General features: G+C 42.9%; 19 protein-coding genes. 4 read left to right on the forward strand and 15 right to left on the reverse strand.

All coding sequences use genetic code 11. From position 1 onward, the window contains the following. The first annotated feature begins 74 nt into the window (after window positions 1-74). Both BLQ57_RS03155 and BLQ57_RS03160 read left to right on the forward strand, forming a co-directional pair. A complete protein-coding gene (locus BLQ57_RS03155; RefSeq protein ID WP_087937926.1) occupies window positions 75-1,463 on the forward strand; it encodes a dipeptidase in 1,389 nt (462 codons plus the stop codon). Window positions 1,464-1,517: 54 nt separating this feature from the next. Then, window positions 1,518-3,635: a protein-disulfide reductase DsbD family protein gene (locus BLQ57_RS03160; RefSeq protein WP_087937925.1), complete on the forward strand. Its 2,118-nt coding sequence runs from the start codon at window positions 1,518-1,520 to the stop codon at window positions 3,633-3,635. Window positions 3,636-4,060: 425 nt separating this feature from the next. Here the strand turns inward: BLQ57_RS03160 and rpiB are convergent, their stop codons facing one another. The 3 genes from rpiB to BLQ57_RS03175 are packed head-to-tail and all read right to left on the reverse strand — an operon-like array spanning window position 4,061 to window position 6,651. After that, a complete protein-coding gene (gene rpiB, locus BLQ57_RS03165; RefSeq protein ID WP_087937924.1) occupies window positions 4,061-4,498 on the reverse strand; it encodes a ribose 5-phosphate isomerase B in 438 nt (145 codons plus the stop codon). Between the two features lie 11 nt (window positions 4,499-4,509). Then, window positions 4,510-5,367: a twin-arginine translocase subunit TatC gene (gene tatC / locus BLQ57_RS03170; RefSeq protein ID WP_087937923.1), complete on the reverse strand. Its 858-nt coding sequence runs from the start codon at window positions 5,365-5,367 to the stop codon at window positions 4,510-4,512. Window positions 5,368-5,382: 15 nt separating this feature from the next. Continuing rightward, the gene (locus BLQ57_RS03175; RefSeq protein WP_087937922.1) at window positions 5,383-6,651 is read right to left on the reverse strand and encodes a serine hydroxymethyltransferase; all 1,269 of its coding nucleotides are present in this window, start codon (window positions 6,649-6,651) and stop codon (window positions 5,383-5,385) included. A gap of 166 nt (window positions 6,652-6,817) precedes the next feature. Here BLQ57_RS03175 and BLQ57_RS03180 point away from each other — a divergent pair, with 166 nt between their 5' ends. After that, entirely contained in the window at window positions 6,818-7,189 is a 372-nt protein-coding gene (locus tag BLQ57_RS03180; RefSeq protein ID WP_087937921.1) for a UDP-glucuronosyltransferase, read from the forward strand. Window positions 7,190-7,225: 36 nt separating this feature from the next. Here the strand turns inward: BLQ57_RS03180 and BLQ57_RS03185 are convergent, their stop codons facing one another. Beyond that, on the reverse strand, window positions 7,226-7,453 hold the full coding sequence (locus BLQ57_RS03185) for a hypothetical protein (protein ID WP_087937920.1): 228 nt from the start codon (window positions 7,451-7,453) through the stop codon (window positions 7,226-7,228). Window positions 7,454-7,558: 105 nt separating this feature from the next. Between BLQ57_RS03185 and BLQ57_RS03190 the strand changes: the two genes are divergently transcribed. Further along, entirely contained in the window at window positions 7,559-8,467 is a 909-nt protein-coding gene (locus BLQ57_RS03190) for an AEC family transporter (RefSeq protein WP_087937919.1), read from the forward strand. Here the strand turns inward: BLQ57_RS03190 and BLQ57_RS03195 are convergent. The 11 genes from BLQ57_RS03195 to BLQ57_RS03245 all read right to left on the reverse strand — a co-directional run bounded on the left by BLQ57_RS03195 (window position 8,459) and on the right by BLQ57_RS03245 (window position 18,299). Beyond that, window positions 8,459-9,262, reverse strand: a complete 804-nt coding sequence (locus BLQ57_RS03195; RefSeq protein WP_087937918.1) for an inositol monophosphatase family protein — start codon at window positions 9,260-9,262, stop codon at window positions 8,459-8,461. The genes BLQ57_RS03190 and BLQ57_RS03195 overlap by 9 nt on opposite strands. Window positions 9,263-9,311: 49 nt before the next feature. Further along, the gene (gene rsmI, locus BLQ57_RS03200) at window positions 9,312-10,043 is read right to left on the reverse strand and encodes a 16S rRNA (cytidine(1402)-2'-O)-methyltransferase (RefSeq protein ID WP_087937917.1); all 732 of its coding nucleotides are present in this window, start codon (window positions 10,041-10,043) and stop codon (window positions 9,312-9,314) included. Then, window positions 10,040-10,273: a 4a-hydroxytetrahydrobiopterin dehydratase gene (locus BLQ57_RS03205; RefSeq protein WP_087937916.1), complete on the reverse strand. Its 234-nt coding sequence runs from the start codon at window positions 10,271-10,273 to the stop codon at window positions 10,040-10,042. Before BLQ57_RS03205 ends, rsmI begins: the two co-directional genes overlap by 4 nt. An 11-nt stretch (window positions 10,274-10,284) precedes the next feature. Continuing rightward, the gene (locus tag BLQ57_RS03210; RefSeq protein WP_087937915.1) at window positions 10,285-10,551 is read right to left on the reverse strand and encodes a DUF493 domain-containing protein; all 267 of its coding nucleotides are present in this window, start codon (window positions 10,549-10,551) and stop codon (window positions 10,285-10,287) included. Between the two features lie 68 nt (window positions 10,552-10,619). Continuing rightward, window positions 10,620-12,728, reverse strand: coding sequence for a peptidylprolyl isomerase (locus BLQ57_RS03215; protein ID WP_087937914.1), 2,109 nt, complete (start codon window positions 12,726-12,728; stop codon window positions 10,620-10,622). 95 nt (window positions 12,729-12,823) lie between these two features. Beyond that, complete coding sequence (locus BLQ57_RS03220; protein ID WP_087937913.1) at window positions 12,824-14,095, reverse strand: hemolysin family protein; 1,272 nt, start codon at window positions 14,093-14,095, stop codon at window positions 12,824-12,826. A gap of 2 nt (window positions 14,096-14,097) precedes the next feature. Beyond that, window positions 14,098-14,310 carry a hypothetical protein gene (locus BLQ57_RS03225; protein WP_087937912.1) on the reverse strand — a complete coding sequence of 71 codons (213 nt, stop codon included), beginning with the start codon at window positions 14,308-14,310 and terminating at the stop codon, window positions 14,098-14,100. Next, window positions 14,307-14,843, reverse strand: a complete 537-nt coding sequence (gene lptC / locus BLQ57_RS03230) for an LPS export ABC transporter periplasmic protein LptC (RefSeq protein WP_087937911.1) — start codon at window positions 14,841-14,843, stop codon at window positions 14,307-14,309. Before lptC ends, BLQ57_RS03225 begins: the two co-directional genes overlap by 4 nt. 94 nt (window positions 14,844-14,937) lie before the next feature. Next, complete coding sequence (locus BLQ57_RS03235) at window positions 14,938-16,239, reverse strand: tetratricopeptide repeat protein (RefSeq protein ID WP_087937910.1); 1,302 nt, start codon at window positions 16,237-16,239, stop codon at window positions 14,938-14,940. A gap of 70 nt (window positions 16,240-16,309) precedes the next feature. Next, window positions 16,310-17,593, reverse strand: coding sequence for a BamG family beta-barrel-assembly machinery protein (locus BLQ57_RS03240; RefSeq protein WP_087937909.1), 1,284 nt, complete (start codon window positions 17,591-17,593; stop codon window positions 16,310-16,312). Continuing rightward, entirely contained in the window at window positions 17,583-18,299 is a 717-nt protein-coding gene (locus BLQ57_RS03245; RefSeq protein ID WP_087937908.1) for a type III pantothenate kinase, read from the reverse strand. Before BLQ57_RS03245 ends, BLQ57_RS03240 begins: the two co-directional genes overlap by 11 nt. Window positions 18,300-18,303: the final 4 nt, after the last annotated feature.

An 18,303-nucleotide genomic window follows, 5' to 3' on the forward strand; every position in this document is an offset into this window, starting at 1 on the left:
GAAAAGATCGGCTTAAAATAGGCATTTCCTTGCGAAAGCGATAATTTTGAACGCTTTAACAAAACAACGATCGAATGTCAGTCAATCAATTTATCCAAGACCATAAAGAACGCTTTTTAAACGAACTACTAGACCTGCTCAGAATCCCTTCGGTCAGTGCAGATCCCAAATTCAAAGACGAGGTATTCAAGGCCGCCAATTTTGTCAAAGAGAGCCTGATCAATGCAGGAGCAGATACCGCAGAAATCTGTGAGACAGCCGGCTATCCGATTGTTTATGGGGAAAAAATTATTGATCCCGCCCTTCCTACCGTCTTGGTTTATGGGCATTACGATGTACAGCCTGCTGACCCCTATGAGCTATGGGATTCACCGCCTTTTGAGCCGGTAATTAAGAAAACGAAGATTCATCCCGAGGGAGCCATTTTTGCACGGGGTTCTGCTGATGACAAAGGTCAGTTTTATATGCACGTCAAAGCCTTTGAAGCGATGATGGCAGCAGGAGAATTGCCCTGCAATGTGAAATTCATGATCGAAGGTGAGGAAGAAGTCGGCTCTGACAACTTGGATAAATTCGTCATCGAAAACAAAGAAAAACTCAAGTCAGATGTCATCTTGATCTCTGATACACACATGATCTCCATGCAAGATCCTTCGATCACGGTAGGATTACGGGGCATGGCCTACATGGAAGTGGAAGTTACCGGTTCCAACCGGGACCTACACTCTGGAACTTACGGGGGTGCAGTCGCCAACCCCATCAATGTACTTTGCGATATGATCGCGTCGATGAAAGACGAAAACGAGCACATCACCATCCCTGGGTTTTACGATAAAGTGCAAGAGTTGACCGCTGAGCAGAGAAGTCGCCTAAATGAAGCTCCTTTTGATTTGGAGGAATACAAATCCAAGTTGGACATCAATGAAGTTCATGGGGAAAAAGGCTACACCACCATCGAGCGAGTGGGAATTCGACCCACCTTAGATGTCAACGGCATCTGGGGCGGATACATTGGAGAAGGTGCCAAAACCGTACTTCCATCCAAAGCTTATGCAAAAATATCCATGCGATTGGTACCGGATCAAGACTGGAAAGAAATCGCCAAGCTATTTGAGGATCATTTCAAATCCATCGCTCCAGCATCAGTCAAAGTAAAAGTAAAAAGCCATCATGGCGGCGCTCCTGCAGTAGTTTCGGATACTTCGGTAGGCTATCAGGCAGCAGAAGCAGCTATGGAAGAAACTTTTGGCAAAAGGCCTGTTCCGACTCGTGAAGGAGGATCTATTCCAATAGTAGCTTTATTCCAAAAAGAATTAGGCTCTGACCCAATCTTATTCGGGTTTGGATTGGATACCGATGCTTTGCACTCGCCTAATGAGCATTATGGGGTCCAAAACTACTTTATAGGAATAGAGACGATTGCTGCTTTCTTCCGTCATTTCAGAAAATTAAGTGAGGCCTAAATAGGAACTAAGCCCATTCAAAAATCCTTTGTCCTTAAAAGCCTAAAGCTAAGCATGAAAATTTCCTTTCCGTGGGTCCTCAGCCTGATACTTGCATTCACCCTTCTTACATCATCCAAGTTGGAGGCTCAGATCATTTCTCCTCCGCAGTGGAAGGTGAGTCTATCACCGGAAAAGCCAAATGCAGGTGAAAAAGCCACTTTGATTTTTGAGGCCAAAATACCTGCGAGTTGGTATGTCTACGGGACGGACTTTGACCCGGACTTGGGTCCTCTGCTGACCACTTTGGTTTTGGAGGATTCGGAGAGCTTTGAGTTGCAGGGGTCTCTTCGGGAGATTAATGCCAAAACCAAATACGATGAAGTTTGGGAGGGAGATATTACTTACTTTTTGAATGAGGGCAGGTTTGAGCAGGAAGTGATTATCAAGAAGTCCGGGACATTTACTGGTGTTATTGAGTATCAGATGTGTACTGATCTTACAGGCCAATGCATCAATTACGAAGAGGATATTGAGTTTTCTTTTTCGGCCAATGAGGAAGCTGCGAAAATAGAAACTCCTGCGGAAGCTACAGCCAAAAATGAGGAATCAAAAGAAGCGCCACAGATTGAAAATGCTGTTTCGGAAGATTCTAGTGAGTCAGCACCCCTTTTCGCAGAGGCAGAAGATCAGCCTCTTTCTTCTGGCGGTGAATCAGAGACGATCACTGATTTCGAAGCAGATGGGAATTCAGATATTAGTTTATGGGGATTTATGGTCTTGGCATTTTTGGCAGGATTGGCAGCGCTATTGACCCCCTGCGTATTTCCAATGATCCCGATGACAGTGAGCTTCTTTACCGGAAGAGCACAGAGTAGAGCGGCCGGAATCCGACAGGCTTTTATTTATGGCTTATCCATTATTGGTATTTATACCATCGCCGGCACTGCGGTCGCTGCGATACAAGGGCCTGAATTTGCCAATTGGTTGGCAACACACTGGCTACCCAATCTCTTTTTCTTCGGGATTTTCATCTTTTTCGCTTTAGCCTTTTTAGGCCTTTTTGAAATTACGCTCCCATCCGGATTGGTGAATAAAGTGGATGCCAAAGCCGAAAAAGGGGGGCTAGGAGGAATTTTCTTCATGGCTTTCACTTTGGTATTAGTTTCTTTTTCTTGTACAGGACCTATCGTAGGTTCGATCCTGATTTCCTCCGCAGGAGGTGAACTGGTCAAACCTATCTTGGGTATGTTTGCTTTTTCACTGGCCTTTGCGATTCCCTTTACCCTTTTTGCCATTTTCCCTGAGTGGATGAATAGACTGCCCAAATCCGGCGGTTGGCTCAATTCAGTGAAAGTCGTACTGGGATTTTTGGAATTGGCTTTGGCCTTCAAGTTCCTCTCTATTGCCGATTTGGTGTATCACTGGGGAATTTTGGACCGAGACATTTTCCTGATTATCTGGATTGTGATTTTTGGTGCTTTGGGTTTGTATTTACTGGGAAAAATCCGCTTGCCGCATGATTCAAAACTGGAATACATCGGGGTACCACGTCTGCTTTTAGCGCTGTTTACCTTTATGTTTGTCCTTTATATGATTCCGGGACTTTGGGGCGCTCCGCTCAAATACCTGAGTGGTTATCTCCCACCAATGAGTACGCAGCAGTTTAAAATGGGGGCGATTTCCTCGGGGGCAGCTGGGGGAACTTATATCCTTGACGAACCGGTGAAGTATGCTGATATTTTAGAGATCCCCCACGGTATCAAGGGCTACTTCGACTACGAGCAGGCACTACGGGCAGCGAAGGAAGCTGATAAACCTTTGCTCTTGGATTTTACTGGACATGGCTGTGTCAACTGTCGTAAAATGGAAGAAAATGTTTGGGTAGACCCTGAGGTATTACGTCGCTTGAAAGAAGATTTTGTGATGGTAGCGCTCTACATCGATGAGCGACTCGAGCTACCGGAGGAGGAGTGGTATACCTCTGAATACGATGGAAAAGTCAAAAAAACCATGGGTAAGCGAAATGCAGATTTTCAAATCACCCGGTTCCAAAACAATGCTCAGCCTTATTACGTGATTTTGGATCATGATGAGCAGCTTGTTGCAAAGCCACGGGCTTATGACACCGATATTCAGGCATTTGTAGAATACTTGGATGGGGCTAAAGCCGAATTCGAAAAAAGAAAATAAGTTCTTTTTCAAATTATACACCTCAAAAAAAGCTCTCGAAATCCCTAAAAATCAATTGGGACAAAATTCCACATATCTGGATTTGAGTTAACCACATGGATGATTGAGGCGATATCTCTTCCATAATTTTCTGAATTTCAAATTATCTCCGAGGGAGGAGTGGATTTATAATTCTTTAGCCATAAGTGGAGGTTATCAGGAAATCAGTGGACCCAGAGCCAACCTGGATGCATTTATGACCGATGCAGGATTAAGAATTGGGTTCTAATCCATTAAAAATAGAGAACAGTAAGTAGATTAAAACTGGATGTCATCATGGTGTTTTCCCTACGGAGAAGGTACCAAATTGACATCCAGTTTTTTTATGCGCTTTGCCTAATAAGAATAATCCAGATAGACAGTGGCTTTAGTGTTCCTAGGACAATTTACCCACAAGCAATTTTATCGACTCTATTGGCATGTCTACCACCTTCAAAGTCGGTCGTCAAGAAAATTTCGGCCAGTTTTTCGGCTAGTTCATAGGTTATGAACCGAGCAGGAAGAGCCAAAACATTAGCATTGTTATGCTGACGTGCCAAAGCCGCCAAGTCCTCATTCCAGCAAAGTGCCGCTCTTATTCCTTGATGTTTATTGGCAGTGATGGCCACTCCGTTACCACTTCCACAGATCACAATGCCTAGTTCAAACTCACTCTTTTCTACCGCAGTACTCAAAGGATGAACAAAATCAGGATAATCAACAGAGGCATCAGAATAGGGTCCAAAATCCTTCACCTCATAACCTAGACTTTTCAGTTTTTGAATCAATTTACCTTTGTATTCGTATCCGGCATGATCGCCGCCAATTGCTATTTTCTTACCCATGGGTCTAGAGTTTAATCCTTGTTATCTTCAAATTGTTTTTCGTAAGCAGCTTCCTTAATTGCGCGCTTTTTTTCCAATCGCTTAGCGATGTTAATTCCCGCTTCATATAGCACCAAAATAGGCATAGCTATCAATAGCTGACTGATGACATCGGGAGGAGTGATCACAGCTGCCAAGATCAAAATCACCACAATAGCATGTCTACGGTAAGTCTTCAGCATAGAAGAAGTCACCAGACCCGACATAGATAGGAAATAAATCACCACAGGAAGCTGAAACATAATGGCTGATGCCAAAACCAGCATGATTAAAGTGGTCACATACGAACTGATGTCAAACTCGTTTAGGATAGATGGGTCAAGTTGATAATTGGAAAGGAAATTAATTGAGAGTGGCGAAAGGATATAGTATCCAAAGCCTGCTCCTAAAAAGAAGAGCAAACTCACAAAAAATACAGCTCCTCTGGCAGCATTTTTTTCTTGGTCGTAGAGACCCGGACTGATAAATCTCCAAAACTCCCAAAACACATAAGGGAAGGCTACTACAAATCCGACCACAAAACTAGAAGTCATGTGCATGGAAAACTGTCCCGTCATTTGCCTACTTTGGATTGTAAAAGGGAGCTTTTCTATACAAAGCGCCGCAATTCCAAAATAATCCCCAATATCACAAAGTACACGATAGGTAAAGAAATCCACCTTGGAAGGCCCCAAAATGACCATTCCAAACACGATGCTTTTGGACAAAAAGGCGATTACACTTAAAATCAGGATCGCCGCGACTGATCGTAAAAGATGAAACCGAAGAGCTTCCAGATGGTCCAAAAAGGACATTCCTTCCTCTTCTTCTTGATATTGGTCTAATGCCACAGGTTTGCTAGAGCTTTAATACAATGGAAACTGAACCATCCACTCATTGACTTCAGAGCGAATTTTTGAAAGGACTGATTCATCAGCATGATTCATCAAGGCCTGATCAATGTATCCTACTATTTTTTTCATGTCTTCTTCCTTCAATCCTCGTGTAGTGACGGCAGCAGTGCCGACCCGCATTCCTGAAGTGACAAAAGGCGATTTTGTGTCAAAAGGCACCATATTCTTATTGATTGTGATATCTACCTTACCCAAGGTCTCTTCTGCCAGTTTACCCGTCAATTCTTTGTTTCGAAGGTCAATCAGCATCAAATGGTTATCTGTACCTCCAGAAATCAACTGATAACCCAAGGCGACAAATTCAGCCGCCATCACCTCCGCATTTTTCTTAACCTGTAGAATGTACTCCATGTATTCGTCCGAAAGTGCCTCCTGGAAAGCAATCGCTTTGGCAGCGATTATGTGCTCCAAAGGACCTCCCTGAGTGCCTGGAAACACTCCCATGTCTAAAAGAGATGACATTTTTCGTATTTCTCCTTTGGGAGTGGTGATTCCCCAAGGATTATCAAAATCTTCACGCATCATAATCAGGCCTCCACGAGGTCCGCGCAAAGTCTTATGGGTAGTAGTAGTCACAATATGACAAAATTCTAGAGGATCATTTAAAAGTCCTCGGGCGATTAAGCCGGAAGGATGAGAAATATCCGCCAAAAGAATCGCTTCTACCTGATCGGCTATGTCTCTCAATCGCTCGTAATCCCAATCCCTAGAGTAGGCCGAAGCCCCACAAATGATCATTTTGGGTTTCACTTCAAGTGCCTTTGCCTCTACCTTGTCATAATCAATCACTCCTGTTTCTTCTTCTACTCCGTAGAAATGGGGATCGTACAATTTCCCTGAAAAATTGACTGGGGAGCCATGTGTCAAATGACCTCCATGAGATAGGTCAAAGCCTAGAATAGCATCTCCTGCTTTTAAACAAGCCAACATCACAGCAGCATTGGCTTGTGCGCCAGAGTGCGGCTGCACATTGGCCCATGAAGCTCCAAACAGCTCTTTGGCGCGGTCAATGGCGATTTGCTCGATCTCATCTACTACTTCACAACCTCCATAGTAGCGCTTCTTGGGCAAACCTTCGGCGTATTTATTGGTCAATACGCTTCCAGCTGCTTCCATTACCTGTTTGCTGGTAAAATTTTCTGAGGCTATCAGCTCGATTCCGCGCTTTTGTCTGTCTTCTTCTTGGGCGATGAGGTCAAATACTACCGTATCTCTTTTCATAAATTGAGGTGTTGAAAGGCCATTAATTTTTAATTGTGCCTTGACTTTTCTAAGCAAGTTCAAAAATAGCCTGAAAGTCCCTATTATCCAATGTAGATTGGAATTGAAAAACTTGAAGTTTGATCAGTTCTGCGAAAAGCTTGTCAGTCCTTTGTAAATTTGTCTCATGCTTGATTTTAAATTTCAGCCGGACAACTATTTCTCAGCGGAAATCACATCAGTTTTGTTGGTAAAACTGAATTATCCCGAATCTACCTGGGGAGAGCAAATCAGTATCTATGCTCATCAAATGGATTTCAAAATTCATCTGGAGGCGGTGGATTTTTATGGAAATGATTACCTGCTTTATCCTTCCAAAATAGAGGAACCACTTAATTTAGAAGACCTGATTTTTTTGATTGAAGGTATGCAACTCAATCAAGATGAATTGGAGGGTAAAATGGAGTTGGTTTTAGACGGAATTCCCCAAGCTGAAAGTAATTTCTACCCAGAACTTGAAAAGTATTTTGAAGAGAAAAGAAAGAGTTTTGGCCTTTAGGGTCTGGAAATGACAAAAAGTTTAACCAAGTTAAGCTCAAATGTCAAAGGCCTCTTGTTTTTGACCTGAAATCTGATTGCTTTTAAACCAATATTCGTAGGTCTCAAAATCAACACAATCTTTAAGCTCCATTCCTTGGAAAAAAACTTTTTTTAGACAATTCACCGGAAGCCACGATTTGAATTTCCGCTCCTGATCTCTGGAAAGTTGGGAAAGCTGCACCCATTTTTTTCCATTGATGAAAATAGGTATGAGTTTATTCATAGTTTGGGTTTCTGTTTGAAATCAAAAGTATACTGATTTTCAGAGCACTACAATTATGCCAAATTAATTTTATGTTAAAAAAAAGCAGTTTTCTATCTTGGGCGAATGACAGGAGCGCTCATCGCTTTTCTTTTCCTCCTTGGAGGTTTGATATTACAGCAGAAAAAAGACTTCCCAAGGGAAAAGGCTATCAAATGGGTAAACTCCTATCTGTTTAATTTAGTCTTACCTGCACTAGCCCTTCTGTATATCCCACAGATTCAGCCGGGCTGGGATTTGTTGATTCCTATTTCAGCAGCCTGGCTCACCTTTTTTGTTTCTTGGCTTTTCTTCTCGGTTTTGGGCAAAATAGGAAATTGGTCTCCTCAGGTCATCGGCTGCCTTTCTATCGTGGCAGGACTGGCAAATACTTCCTTCTTGGGCTTTCCTATCATTGAGGCCTTGTATGGTAAAGAGGGCCTTCCTATTGCCCTGCTGATGGATCAAGGAGGATCCTTTTTGCTAGTTTCTTCCGTGGCGATTATCCTTGGCTCACTCTACAGCCATCAGAAAGGGAATTTGGCAGCGATCCCAATGAAAATTCTCAAATTTCCCCCATTTGGATTTTTGATAGGGACGTTGGTCATGAGCTTGATGAACTGGAGTACGCCTGATTTTTTGTTACCTATCTTGGCTGCAATTGGGAGGACGATGGCACCTGTAGCCTTGTTGGCCATAGGTTTACGCTTTGGGGTAGAAAAGGCGGATCTGAGATCTACTTATTTTTGGCTGGGACTGGCCTACAGACTGGTCTTGGCTCCTGCCATTGTCTTTCTGATCTACAGAAGTTTTTTGGATCCAGATAGCCTGACCTTCAAAGTCACCGTTATGGAGTCCGCCATGGCCCCGATGATTACCGGCTCGATAGTCGCAATCAACTATAATCTTGCTCCCCGATTAGCGGCCCTTTTATCGGGTTTGGGGATGCTTATTTCGGTCTTGAGTTTGGGAGTTTGGTATTTGCTTTTAGGCTGACCAGATTCGATTGAGCTCCAGAAAAAATTCCTCATGAATATTAGAGTTGGTAGCTAAGATTTGCCTACCAAACACAAAATCCTTTTCTCCCAAGAAATCGGTCACTTTGCCTCCTGCTTCCTGTACAATCAAAGACCCTGCAGCGACATCATAGGAATTGAGATTGTATTCGAAAAAACCTTCTATTCTACCTGCAGCCACATAAGCGAGGTCTACTGCTGCCGAACCAAAGCGCCGAAGTCCATGTGTGGACTGCATGAGAGACTTTAAAGCGGCAAGGTATTTATCGATCAATTCAAAATTATAGTAGGGAAAACCAGTAGCGATCAGAGAAGCTGAAAGGTCAGGAGCAGGACTTACTTTAATCGGTGTTTCGTTGCAAAATGCTCCTCCACCTTTGATGGCATAAAAGCACTCGTGGAGATTGATTTCGTAGACCACTCCGAGAATCACCTCTTCTCTTTCCATCAAAGCAATACTTACTGAGAAAATCGGCAATCCATGTACAAAATTAGTCGTGCCGTCCAGGGGATCGATGACCCAATTATACACTTCGGAGCGGATGGTATTGGTTCCTTCTTCGGTAATGAATCCAGCCTCGGGAAAAATCACAGAAAGCTGCTCAACGATTTGGCGCTCTGCTTCCTTATCCACATAAGAAACGAGATCATTAAATCCTTTATGCTCAATATTTTTGACATCAAAATGCTGCCGTTCTTTTCGGATAAATGCGCCCACCGATTTGGCAATTTCTTGGGTTTGCCCTAAAAGTCTTTTTAGCTCTAATTCTTTCATGTTTATTGCTTATTCTCCAAAAATAAAACTAACTGCTTAAATCGCACTATTATTTTCCATATTTCGCCGCACGCTTTTCCTCACGGCTTTCTTTCTGCTCGGCTTTTCCTGCGACGGTGAGTACGATTTCCCCTTTCAAGGGATTGGATTGATAGTATTCGATTAATTCTGACAAAGCACCTCTTACATTCTCTTCGTGAAGTTTGGTAAGCTCTCTGGAGACGCAGGCTTGTCGATCAGCGCCAAAGGCTTCGGCGAGCTGTTCCAGAGTTTTTAGAAGGCGGTGAGGAGATTCGTAAAAAACCATCGTCCGGCTTTCTTCTATCAATGCCTCTATTCTTGTTTTTCGCCCCTTTTTATGGGGTAAAAAGCCTTCGAACACGAAACGGTCATTGGGCAGGGCAGAGTTGACAAGGGCAGGCACAAATGCGGTCGGGCCAGGCAAGGTCTGCACCTCTAGTCCTGCCGCGATCACTTCTCTTACCAACAAAAATCCTGGATCAGAAATAGCGGGCGTCCCTGCGTCGGAGACTAAGGCAAAAACCTCACCTCTTTTCATTCGTTCCACAAGCTTCTCTGCAGCTTTGTGCTCATTAAAAATATGATAGGACTGAAGGGAATTCGTGATTTCTAAATGCTTCAAAAGAATTCCGGTAGTCCTGGTATCCTCTGCTAAAATTACATTCACAGATTTCAGCACCTCTAATGCACGAAGGGTGATGTCTTTAAGGTTTCCGATGGGAGTCGGCACCAAATACAGATTTACACCCTTTTCAATCATGCATTAATGGCATCTATCGCTTTGGCCAGTTTACGATCTTTTTCTGTGATGGTATTTCCCTCGTCATGAGTGGTAAGCTCGATCTCGACGGTATTGTAGACATTACTCCAATTGGGATGATGCTGCTGCGTCTCAGCCAAAAAAGCCACACGAGTCATAAAGGCGAAAGCCTCCTGAAAATCTTCGAATTTGAATGATTTTTTAAGCTTATTGTCTTCTTCTTTCCACATGGTTTTTGAATTTAAAGTGAGATCACTCCCTCTATGGACGCGGCCTGCTCGTAGTAGTTGATCACTTCATCTGCGCTTTCGACCATTACCTGAATAGTTGTGCTGATGTATTTCCCACCCGAACTGGGCTTTAGCAATACTTCGTTTTTTGGAAAAATAGCTTCTACTTGATCTTCCTGTCCATTGGGAACGATAAATTTAAACATGTAAAGCATAGGAAATTGTCCATTTGCTTCCAGTTTTTCTTTGAATGTTTCTTTGTTGAATTTCTTTTGCATTCTCGGTTCTTCTTATCATGGAATACAAACAAAGAACCCATGTCAATCGACATGGGTTCCAAATTTTCTTAGAAGAATTTGTAACGGTAGTCCTTGACATCCGCCAAATCTTGCAATGCCATCATGATCTGATAGGAAGTCCGCTGAGCAGCACCTTGTGTGAGTTGAGCCTGATAAGCAGTATAGTCACCAATTTCGGCGGCAGCGGTGATCGCGTTGAGTCGAGCTACAATGACACCAATATCTTCTTGTACAGGTTTTGAGATTTGCCCTTCGGACAAGCCAAACACAGACCCAATGGCTTTAGGAGCAAAACCAATACCCGGTAATACCGCTGAGCTTAATTTCAAATCAGGAATTTCATTGATAGAAGCATCATCTGGATAGACTGATTTCATGTCTTCCAGAGAAGCTTTGCCGGCAATCGCCTCCATGATTAATTTCGCTCGCTTATCGTTTTTAACCTGAGTTTCTACCTGTTCACGGACATCTTCCAGTGTCACATCACCTTCTTCTTTTTTGCTTACTAGAGAAGCTACGATGTAGGCATTATCCAATTCAAAAACCTCAGAAACTTCCCCCTGAGAAGCTTCAGAAAAAGCCCAACGGATGATTTCACGAGCATTTGTGAGATTATTGAGATTTCTAGAAGAAGGATCTACATCATTTGCCTGAAGCACTCGGTAGTTTCCTTCAATGGCATTTTCGGTAAATTCATTTCTGTTTCCTGACTCTGCGGCAAACGTATCGGCATTTCTGAATGCCTCATTTCGTGTAGCATCAGAGGCGATCAAATCTAACTGTAACACCGCCACCTTAGTGTATTCTGTCTGAGGAAGTGATGTCACCTCAATAATATGAAATCCATATTCCGTCTCTACCAAATTAGGTAGCAAACCAGTGCTTCTTCTTGCAAAAGTGGCATCAGCAAACTCCTGAACAAACTCTTCCTGAGCATACCATCCCAAATCTCCACCCTGCTGGGAGGTTCCATCTTGGCCATACTGCAGAGCAGCCTGTGCAAAATCATCTCCTGACTTCAATCCAGCCAAAACTTCCTCTGCCTGTGCTTTGGTTTCAGCTTTAGCGGCATCGTCCATACCTTCTGTGCTGAATAAAATATGAGAAGCTCTCATGCGAGGAGTGCCTTCATACTTGTCAGAAATCTTATAGGAAACATAGGCGGAGTTAGCAGTCACAAAAGGACCGTAAGTTTCACCCTCAATCACCTCATCTACATTGGAGACAAGATTTGCTGGTAGCTCCTGACCTGGTCCTACTGTAAGGAATGCTGGGCGTACTTCTGAATTTCTAGACACAAAAGCAGAATCCTGATCTGTAGATCTAAGTTCTTCTGTCAATTGTTGGATGGTAGAGATCACCTGAGCAGAATCTTCACTACTCGGCAAAATGCTAAAATTAACATACTCTATATTGGCAAAAGCTCCTCGCTGAAATTTTTCTTTGTTTTTGCTCAGGTAGTCTCTGAGCTCAGCCTCGGTAACTTCTACCTCAGAAGGTGCTATTGCACTGTATGGAATATGTAGCACAGAAGCTTCCGCGATGGAGTTGGCTGCCTTGTATTCCATTTTAGCTTCAGCTGAGGAAGCATATTCGGAGGTAGCCAAAAGGTTGTCGTATTTCACTCTCAATCGAGACTGGGCAAAAAGCTGCTCTTGCTCTGCCCAGAAAGCTTGCTGCGCAGGATCTGCTGTCTCAAGAGACTGAAGAAAAGAAATCAACTGATTTTTGTCAAACTGACCAGTCTGTGGATTTATGAGTTGCTGCCGAAGCTCAGGTACTATGTTTTTGCCCTGAACCATGTCCACTAACTCTGCTGAAGAAATAGTCAATCCCAATTTATCGTATTCCTCTTGAAATACTTTCTCCACAATCATGGCTTGCCAAGCTTGCTCTCTTACAGAAACCATTTCTACTTCTGCAGGGGCTCTGCCCGTTCGCTGCTGAAAAGCTATTCGAAACTCTTCGATCTTGGCTACATATTCTTCATAGCTGATGTCTTCCCCTGCAATCTCACCGACCACATTTTGGCTTGAGTTGAGGAGGGATGAATTGGGACTTAGGAGATCACCTCCCAATAGGAATAAAATCAACCCGCCGGCAATCACACCGATTGCGAGACCTGTCCGCTGTCTTATTTGTTTAATTAACGCCATTATTGTTTCTACGCTTTTTTAGAAGTGTCGCAAAATAATAGCATTAGAAACGAAATTCAAAATATATTCTGAATCATACGCTTGCCTAGATGCTACTATGCTGAATGGATTTTCAATCTTACTGAGTCAATTCGATGGTCCTGCTTGGCCACCACCGTGAAGGTATACTGCTCTATTGTCACGGACTCCCCTTTTTTGGGAAGATTTTCCTTGTAGGAAAGGATTAATCCGGAAAGAGTTTCAAAATCTCCAATCGGCAAATCCCAATTATATTTATCATTTAAATAATCGATTTCATGTCTGGCACTCAGGAGATATTCCTGATCTCCGATTTTTTGCTCGATCAGATCGTCATTGTCGTATTCGTCTTCGATCTCTCCAAAGATCTCCTCGATGATGTCTTCCATGGAGACGATTCCACTGGTGCCCCCAAATTCATCCACTACTAAGGCTAAGCTTTTGCGCTCCTGAATAAACTCAATCAATAGCTCGTTGGCCAAAGCGGACTCAGGAGCAATGATAATGGGTGTCAGGATTTCTTCTATGCTTTTGGGCTTTTTGAATAACTCCAACTGATGACAGTAGCCAATCACATCGTCTATGGTCTCTCTGTAAACAATGATTTTGGAATGACCACTTTCAGCAAAAATCTCCTTCAACTCTTCGATGCTGTCCTCTATTTCTACGGCCACGATATCGGTTCGGGGGATCATGCATTCCCGTACTCTTACGGTTTTAAATTCTACTGCATTGTCAAAAATCTTGGTATCAATCTCCGCTTGTCCAGCGGATTTAGCTTGATTCATATGATTCTGAATAAAACTATTCAGGTCTGTCACTGTGAAAACGGGCTTATCCTCGTTGTAGTCCAGCCTAAGAATCTTGGTAATAAAAAACCGTGAAAGTCCCACTACAGCCCACACTATCGGATACATTAGGTAGTATATCATTAGGAAAGGAATGGCAAAAAAGCTCAACATTGAGTTTGGATTGAGCATAAAAAGACTCTTGGGCACAAACTCAGCTGTAATCAAAACCAAAATAGTAGATATGAGTGTCTGCAATATCAAAATCACAGCTTCATTGCTCAGACTTTCCGGAAGCCAATTTTGAAGCGGGGTCTCTAATAAAAAAGCCATGAAAATACCGTAAAGTACCAAAGAGATGGTATTTCCCATCAAGGTAGTGCCGATAAACTGACCCGGATGCTGTACGAAGCTGCTAAGAATTTTACCGCTGAACTGACCATGCTTGCTCTGTAGCTCTATCTGCAGCTTATTAGAAGAGATATAAGCGATCTCAATTCCTGAAAAGAAGGCCGAAAAGAGCAGGGTAATGATCACATAGATCAAATAAGTAGTTTCCATGCTTAGCGTTTTTTACTCTTTTTGATTGATGGAGGAGATTTTTTTTCGGGCTTTTCTGGGGCCCTGGTACGGCGATATTGAAACCAGAAAAGTAAGGCCACAGCAAACATAAAAATCGAGTAGGAAAAACCAATTCCTGCGGTCATCGTCTGATGAATTCCGATGATAATCAGTGCTAAAGCCAAAGATAAAATAAGTGCGTCTGCTAATTTCATAAATCCTCTCCTGGTAGTATCGTCCTACTGTCTCTTATGTTTTTCATCGAATAATTGGTAAAGCTTTCGTCAGCTACCATTCCCGTTCCGTTTAGTAGTACTTCATTATCTCGGATGGTGACAAAGGTATCTGTATAAATCAGCTTTTTGGTAGGATCCCAGAAGAGCTCTTCACTTTGTAAATGCTGATCTTCCTCATTATTGTCTACCTGCACATTTCCTTCTCCTCGGTAGAGGTTTTTTTCCTTGTCAAAATAGCCACGATCAGCCTTAAGTGTCGTTCCAAGTGTGCCGTCCACATTGTAAAATTCGATCAAAATTCCATCAGGAAACTCCATGTTTCCATTCAGATATTCAAGCTGTCTCGCAGCCCTAATCTCGGAGCGAACGATCGCAGAATCAGAATGCACCACATGGATATTCACGCCAATGTTTACAGGTCCCTCATAGACTTGAAGAGCATTGGCATCCACATCCTCCCTACAGGAGGCAAGCATTGCAATCGCAACAAGCGCAAGAAGAATCTTTCTCATAAGACTGCAAATATAATAAGAAAAGACGGCTACTGATAAAACAAAAGAGGCAGCCAAACAGACTGCCTCTTTTGTTAAATATTATACTTCTAGATTAGTCTCTAGTGGCAAGAGTCACGGTTTCACCGATCCAGCATCCTGTATTGATGGTGCTTCCTACCTGAAGACCTTCAGTAAATAGCTCTTCCTTAGACGGGAATCTAGATCTAGCACTTGCCATTCCTTGAGAATCTCCTGCACGCTGATAAGCATTGTAAGCAGCAATATAGATAGAGTAATCTTTTGCTCTTGACTCTCCGCCTCTGCAGTCATTGAAGGAGTTCATATACATTCCAGCGATCATAGAGTAGGCTTCTTTAACTTGCTCTTCATCTAGAGAAGCAGCTTGTCTTGCGGCATTTCTAGCGTCTGATTTACGACCAAGGTTAGCATGCACTTTAGCCAGTTCCATATAGATCTCAGCTTTTTGTGTATTATTTTCTGCTAGTTCCAAAGCTTTCTCCAGCACAGGCTGTGCTTTTTCATAGTCTTTGTTCTGCATGTAGCGCATGGCTCTTACTTGTGAAGTAGAGAATGTAGGACTATTGGAGTCGATGAGCTCTAAGGCAGTCAGGAAAGCCTGTGAAGAATAGCACTTATATTGAACAGAATATTTGAATATCTGCTGTGCCAAAGCTTCATTAGTCGGATCTGCTGCCAACTTAGGGCCCATGGTATTCTCGATAAAATCGCAATCAATTAACTCCATTGCTACTAAGATGGTCTCCGTTGTGCTTTTTGCTCTTGAGACGTCACTACCTTCAGCTTCAGCTTTGTCCAAGTCTATCTGAATTCTATCATAGATAGCTAAGACTTCCTCAGGCTGATAAGCTTTATTGTACGCATTGTGTCTGTAAACCGCATCGAAATACGCAGAATAAAGATCAATCAAGGAAAGACTTCCGTTGATTTCCAATGCCCGCTCAAAATCAGAAACTACCTCGCCAAGCTTTTCCTTGGTTCCTTTGTAAAATCCATAACCGTAGTAAGCTTTATTTTCTATCCACTTCGCTGCATTGTCGTAGATTGCTTCTCTCTTGTCATAGATGGCCATTACCGAATCTTGATAGACTCGTTTTTGGGCTTCATCGGTAGTAGCATCTGCAGCACCTTTATAGACTGTTACTCCATTGATGTAAATTGACTCATTCAGCTCAGGTACATTGACCAATAGCCAATGAAGTGGCTTAGTAGCTTCAATAAACTGGTCGGCTTTCATGTAGTCAGTGTATGCTGCATTGTACTCTCTTGCTTTTGCCTCTTGGGCTTGGTCGGCAGGCCAGTTGAAGGTCTGTGCCTGAACCATTCCGGCGAGAAGCAAGGCAGAAAGCCCCAGAAAGGTGGATTTAATTTTCATGGTTTTGACTGTTTAATTCGGTTTAATTGCTCTTCTCTTTCAATCAGCTACAAGCGCTGCTTCAGATGTTTTATTGAAATACTTGTTTGTAGAACCAACTATTATCATTAAGCGAAAATCCAAAGGTGAAGTTCACATAATTCTCTCTAATCAGTCCTGCGGAGGTGGTTCCTCTTTGTCCCACTTTGACAGCAAGATTCATTAAAGATAATTGGTTAACAGGAATCGAGGCTCCAAAGTTGATGCCAAGGTCATTGATATTGGTCTGGTTGAGGTAGTAGGGAGTCTTGATATACTCTAATCCAAAGCGAAAAGTGGATCGCTTTATCCTACTATCCACAGATGCAAAGTCAGGTACCATCTGGAATCCCAGACCTAATTTGACTGTCTCTCTCAACTGTAAAGGATTGCCCAAGAAATCCCTGAAATCTCCAAAATCCTGATATTGACCCTCCAATCCAACAACGTATTTGTTGATTTTTTCATAACTCACGCCGAATCCGTAACGATTTGGTATATAGATGTTTCCCTTTTCATCGTTTGCAATTAGGTCACCATCCGTATCGGGGTCGCTAGCTTGGCCAAATGCTGCCAGTTTGGCAAAGGCTTTTCCATTAACCTCCCCAAAATGCTGATAAATGGCACCCAAATGTAGGTTGCTAGATTCACCCATTTGGAAGTAGTAATGAGCGCCTGCTTTGAGGGCGACATCGCTAACTGTTAATCTTTCATAATATTCTGAAGTGCCACCTACCTGTGTGCCATTTTCATCAAAAATAGAAAGACGATTGGTGCGAATCGTAGACCCAAATAAGTATGAGGCATGGATTCCCAAGCTTAAATTTTTGGCAAGTAAGAACCCGGTGCTTAAGTAGGCTTCTGATATTCCCCCGTCTCCAATGATGTTGTTGGTTGAGTTAAACTCACCGCCATTGGCGAGACTATTGATTTGTAAGTCATAGTTTACTGAGGAAACTTGATTCAAGCCCATTCCAACGGCAAATTTTCCCGGCTTGAAGGGAAGTGATAAGGCGATGTAAGACAGTCCTCCACCATCTACGTCAGAAGTTTCCTGACCATTGGAAGCATTGATTCGCTTGTAGTTAAGCGCAGTCTGAAAATTAAAAATTGTATTTCTGGTCTGAAGGGCGGGATTGACGACATTGGCACTCCAGCCGGTGCCAAAACTGATTCCAAGACCTCCCATTGCTTGATTTTGGGTCAGCCCTGAATAGTTAAATTCACCTACTCCTAGTGCAGAATAGGTGGAAGCGCTAAGCTGTGCCTTCGCTTCAGAAAATAAGAAAAGGGTGCAGCAAACACCCAACAGATGCCATTTGATTTTACTCAACATTGTGGTTTAGAATGCAATTTAATCCGTATAGGACCAAATTTGGGACTACAAATATGTGGTCTTTTGCCAATGAATCAAAAGATTGAGCGTCTCCGCCACAAACAAAGACCTTTATTTCTGGATATTTTTTCTGATAATATTGGATTTGGCCTAGAATCTCCAGCTGAATCCCATACCAAATGCCTGATTTCATACAGGTCTGCGTAGAGTCTCCTGTAAAGTTCTGAGGAGCCTCATCTACCTTCACCAAGGGAAGGTTGGCGGTAAACTCATGCATTGCTCTCGCTCTCATCCGAAGTCCGGGGCTGATTGCGCCTCCTCGATAGGTCTGATTATCATCTACCAACTCATAGGTCACACAACTTCCCAGATCGATCGCCAATACTTCACGCTGTCCCGAAAGCTCCCAAGCACCGATCGCTGCCGCGATACGATCCAATCCTAGGCTCTGAGGGGTGGCATAGGCATTGGCGATAGGAATGCGTGTCTGATGATTGAGAAAAAGAAAATCAAAAGCCAATCGCTGCCGAAGTTCTTTTTCTGAATACCGAACCGAAGAGATTAGCACCTGATCAAATTCAAGAGAAGCCCAAAGCAGTTCTGCATCGGCCAGTTGTTCATAGGCCCACTCTTCCAGCAAAGTGCCGCTTTCAAAGACCGCAGTCTTGATTCGAGTGTTTCCAATATCAATGATCAGGTTTTTCATATTC

The sequence above is a fragment of the Algoriphagus faecimaris genome (assembly GCF_900101705.1).
In the GTDB taxonomy this organism is placed as follows: domain Bacteria; phylum Bacteroidota; class Bacteroidia; order Cytophagales; family Cyclobacteriaceae; genus Algoriphagus; species Algoriphagus faecimaris.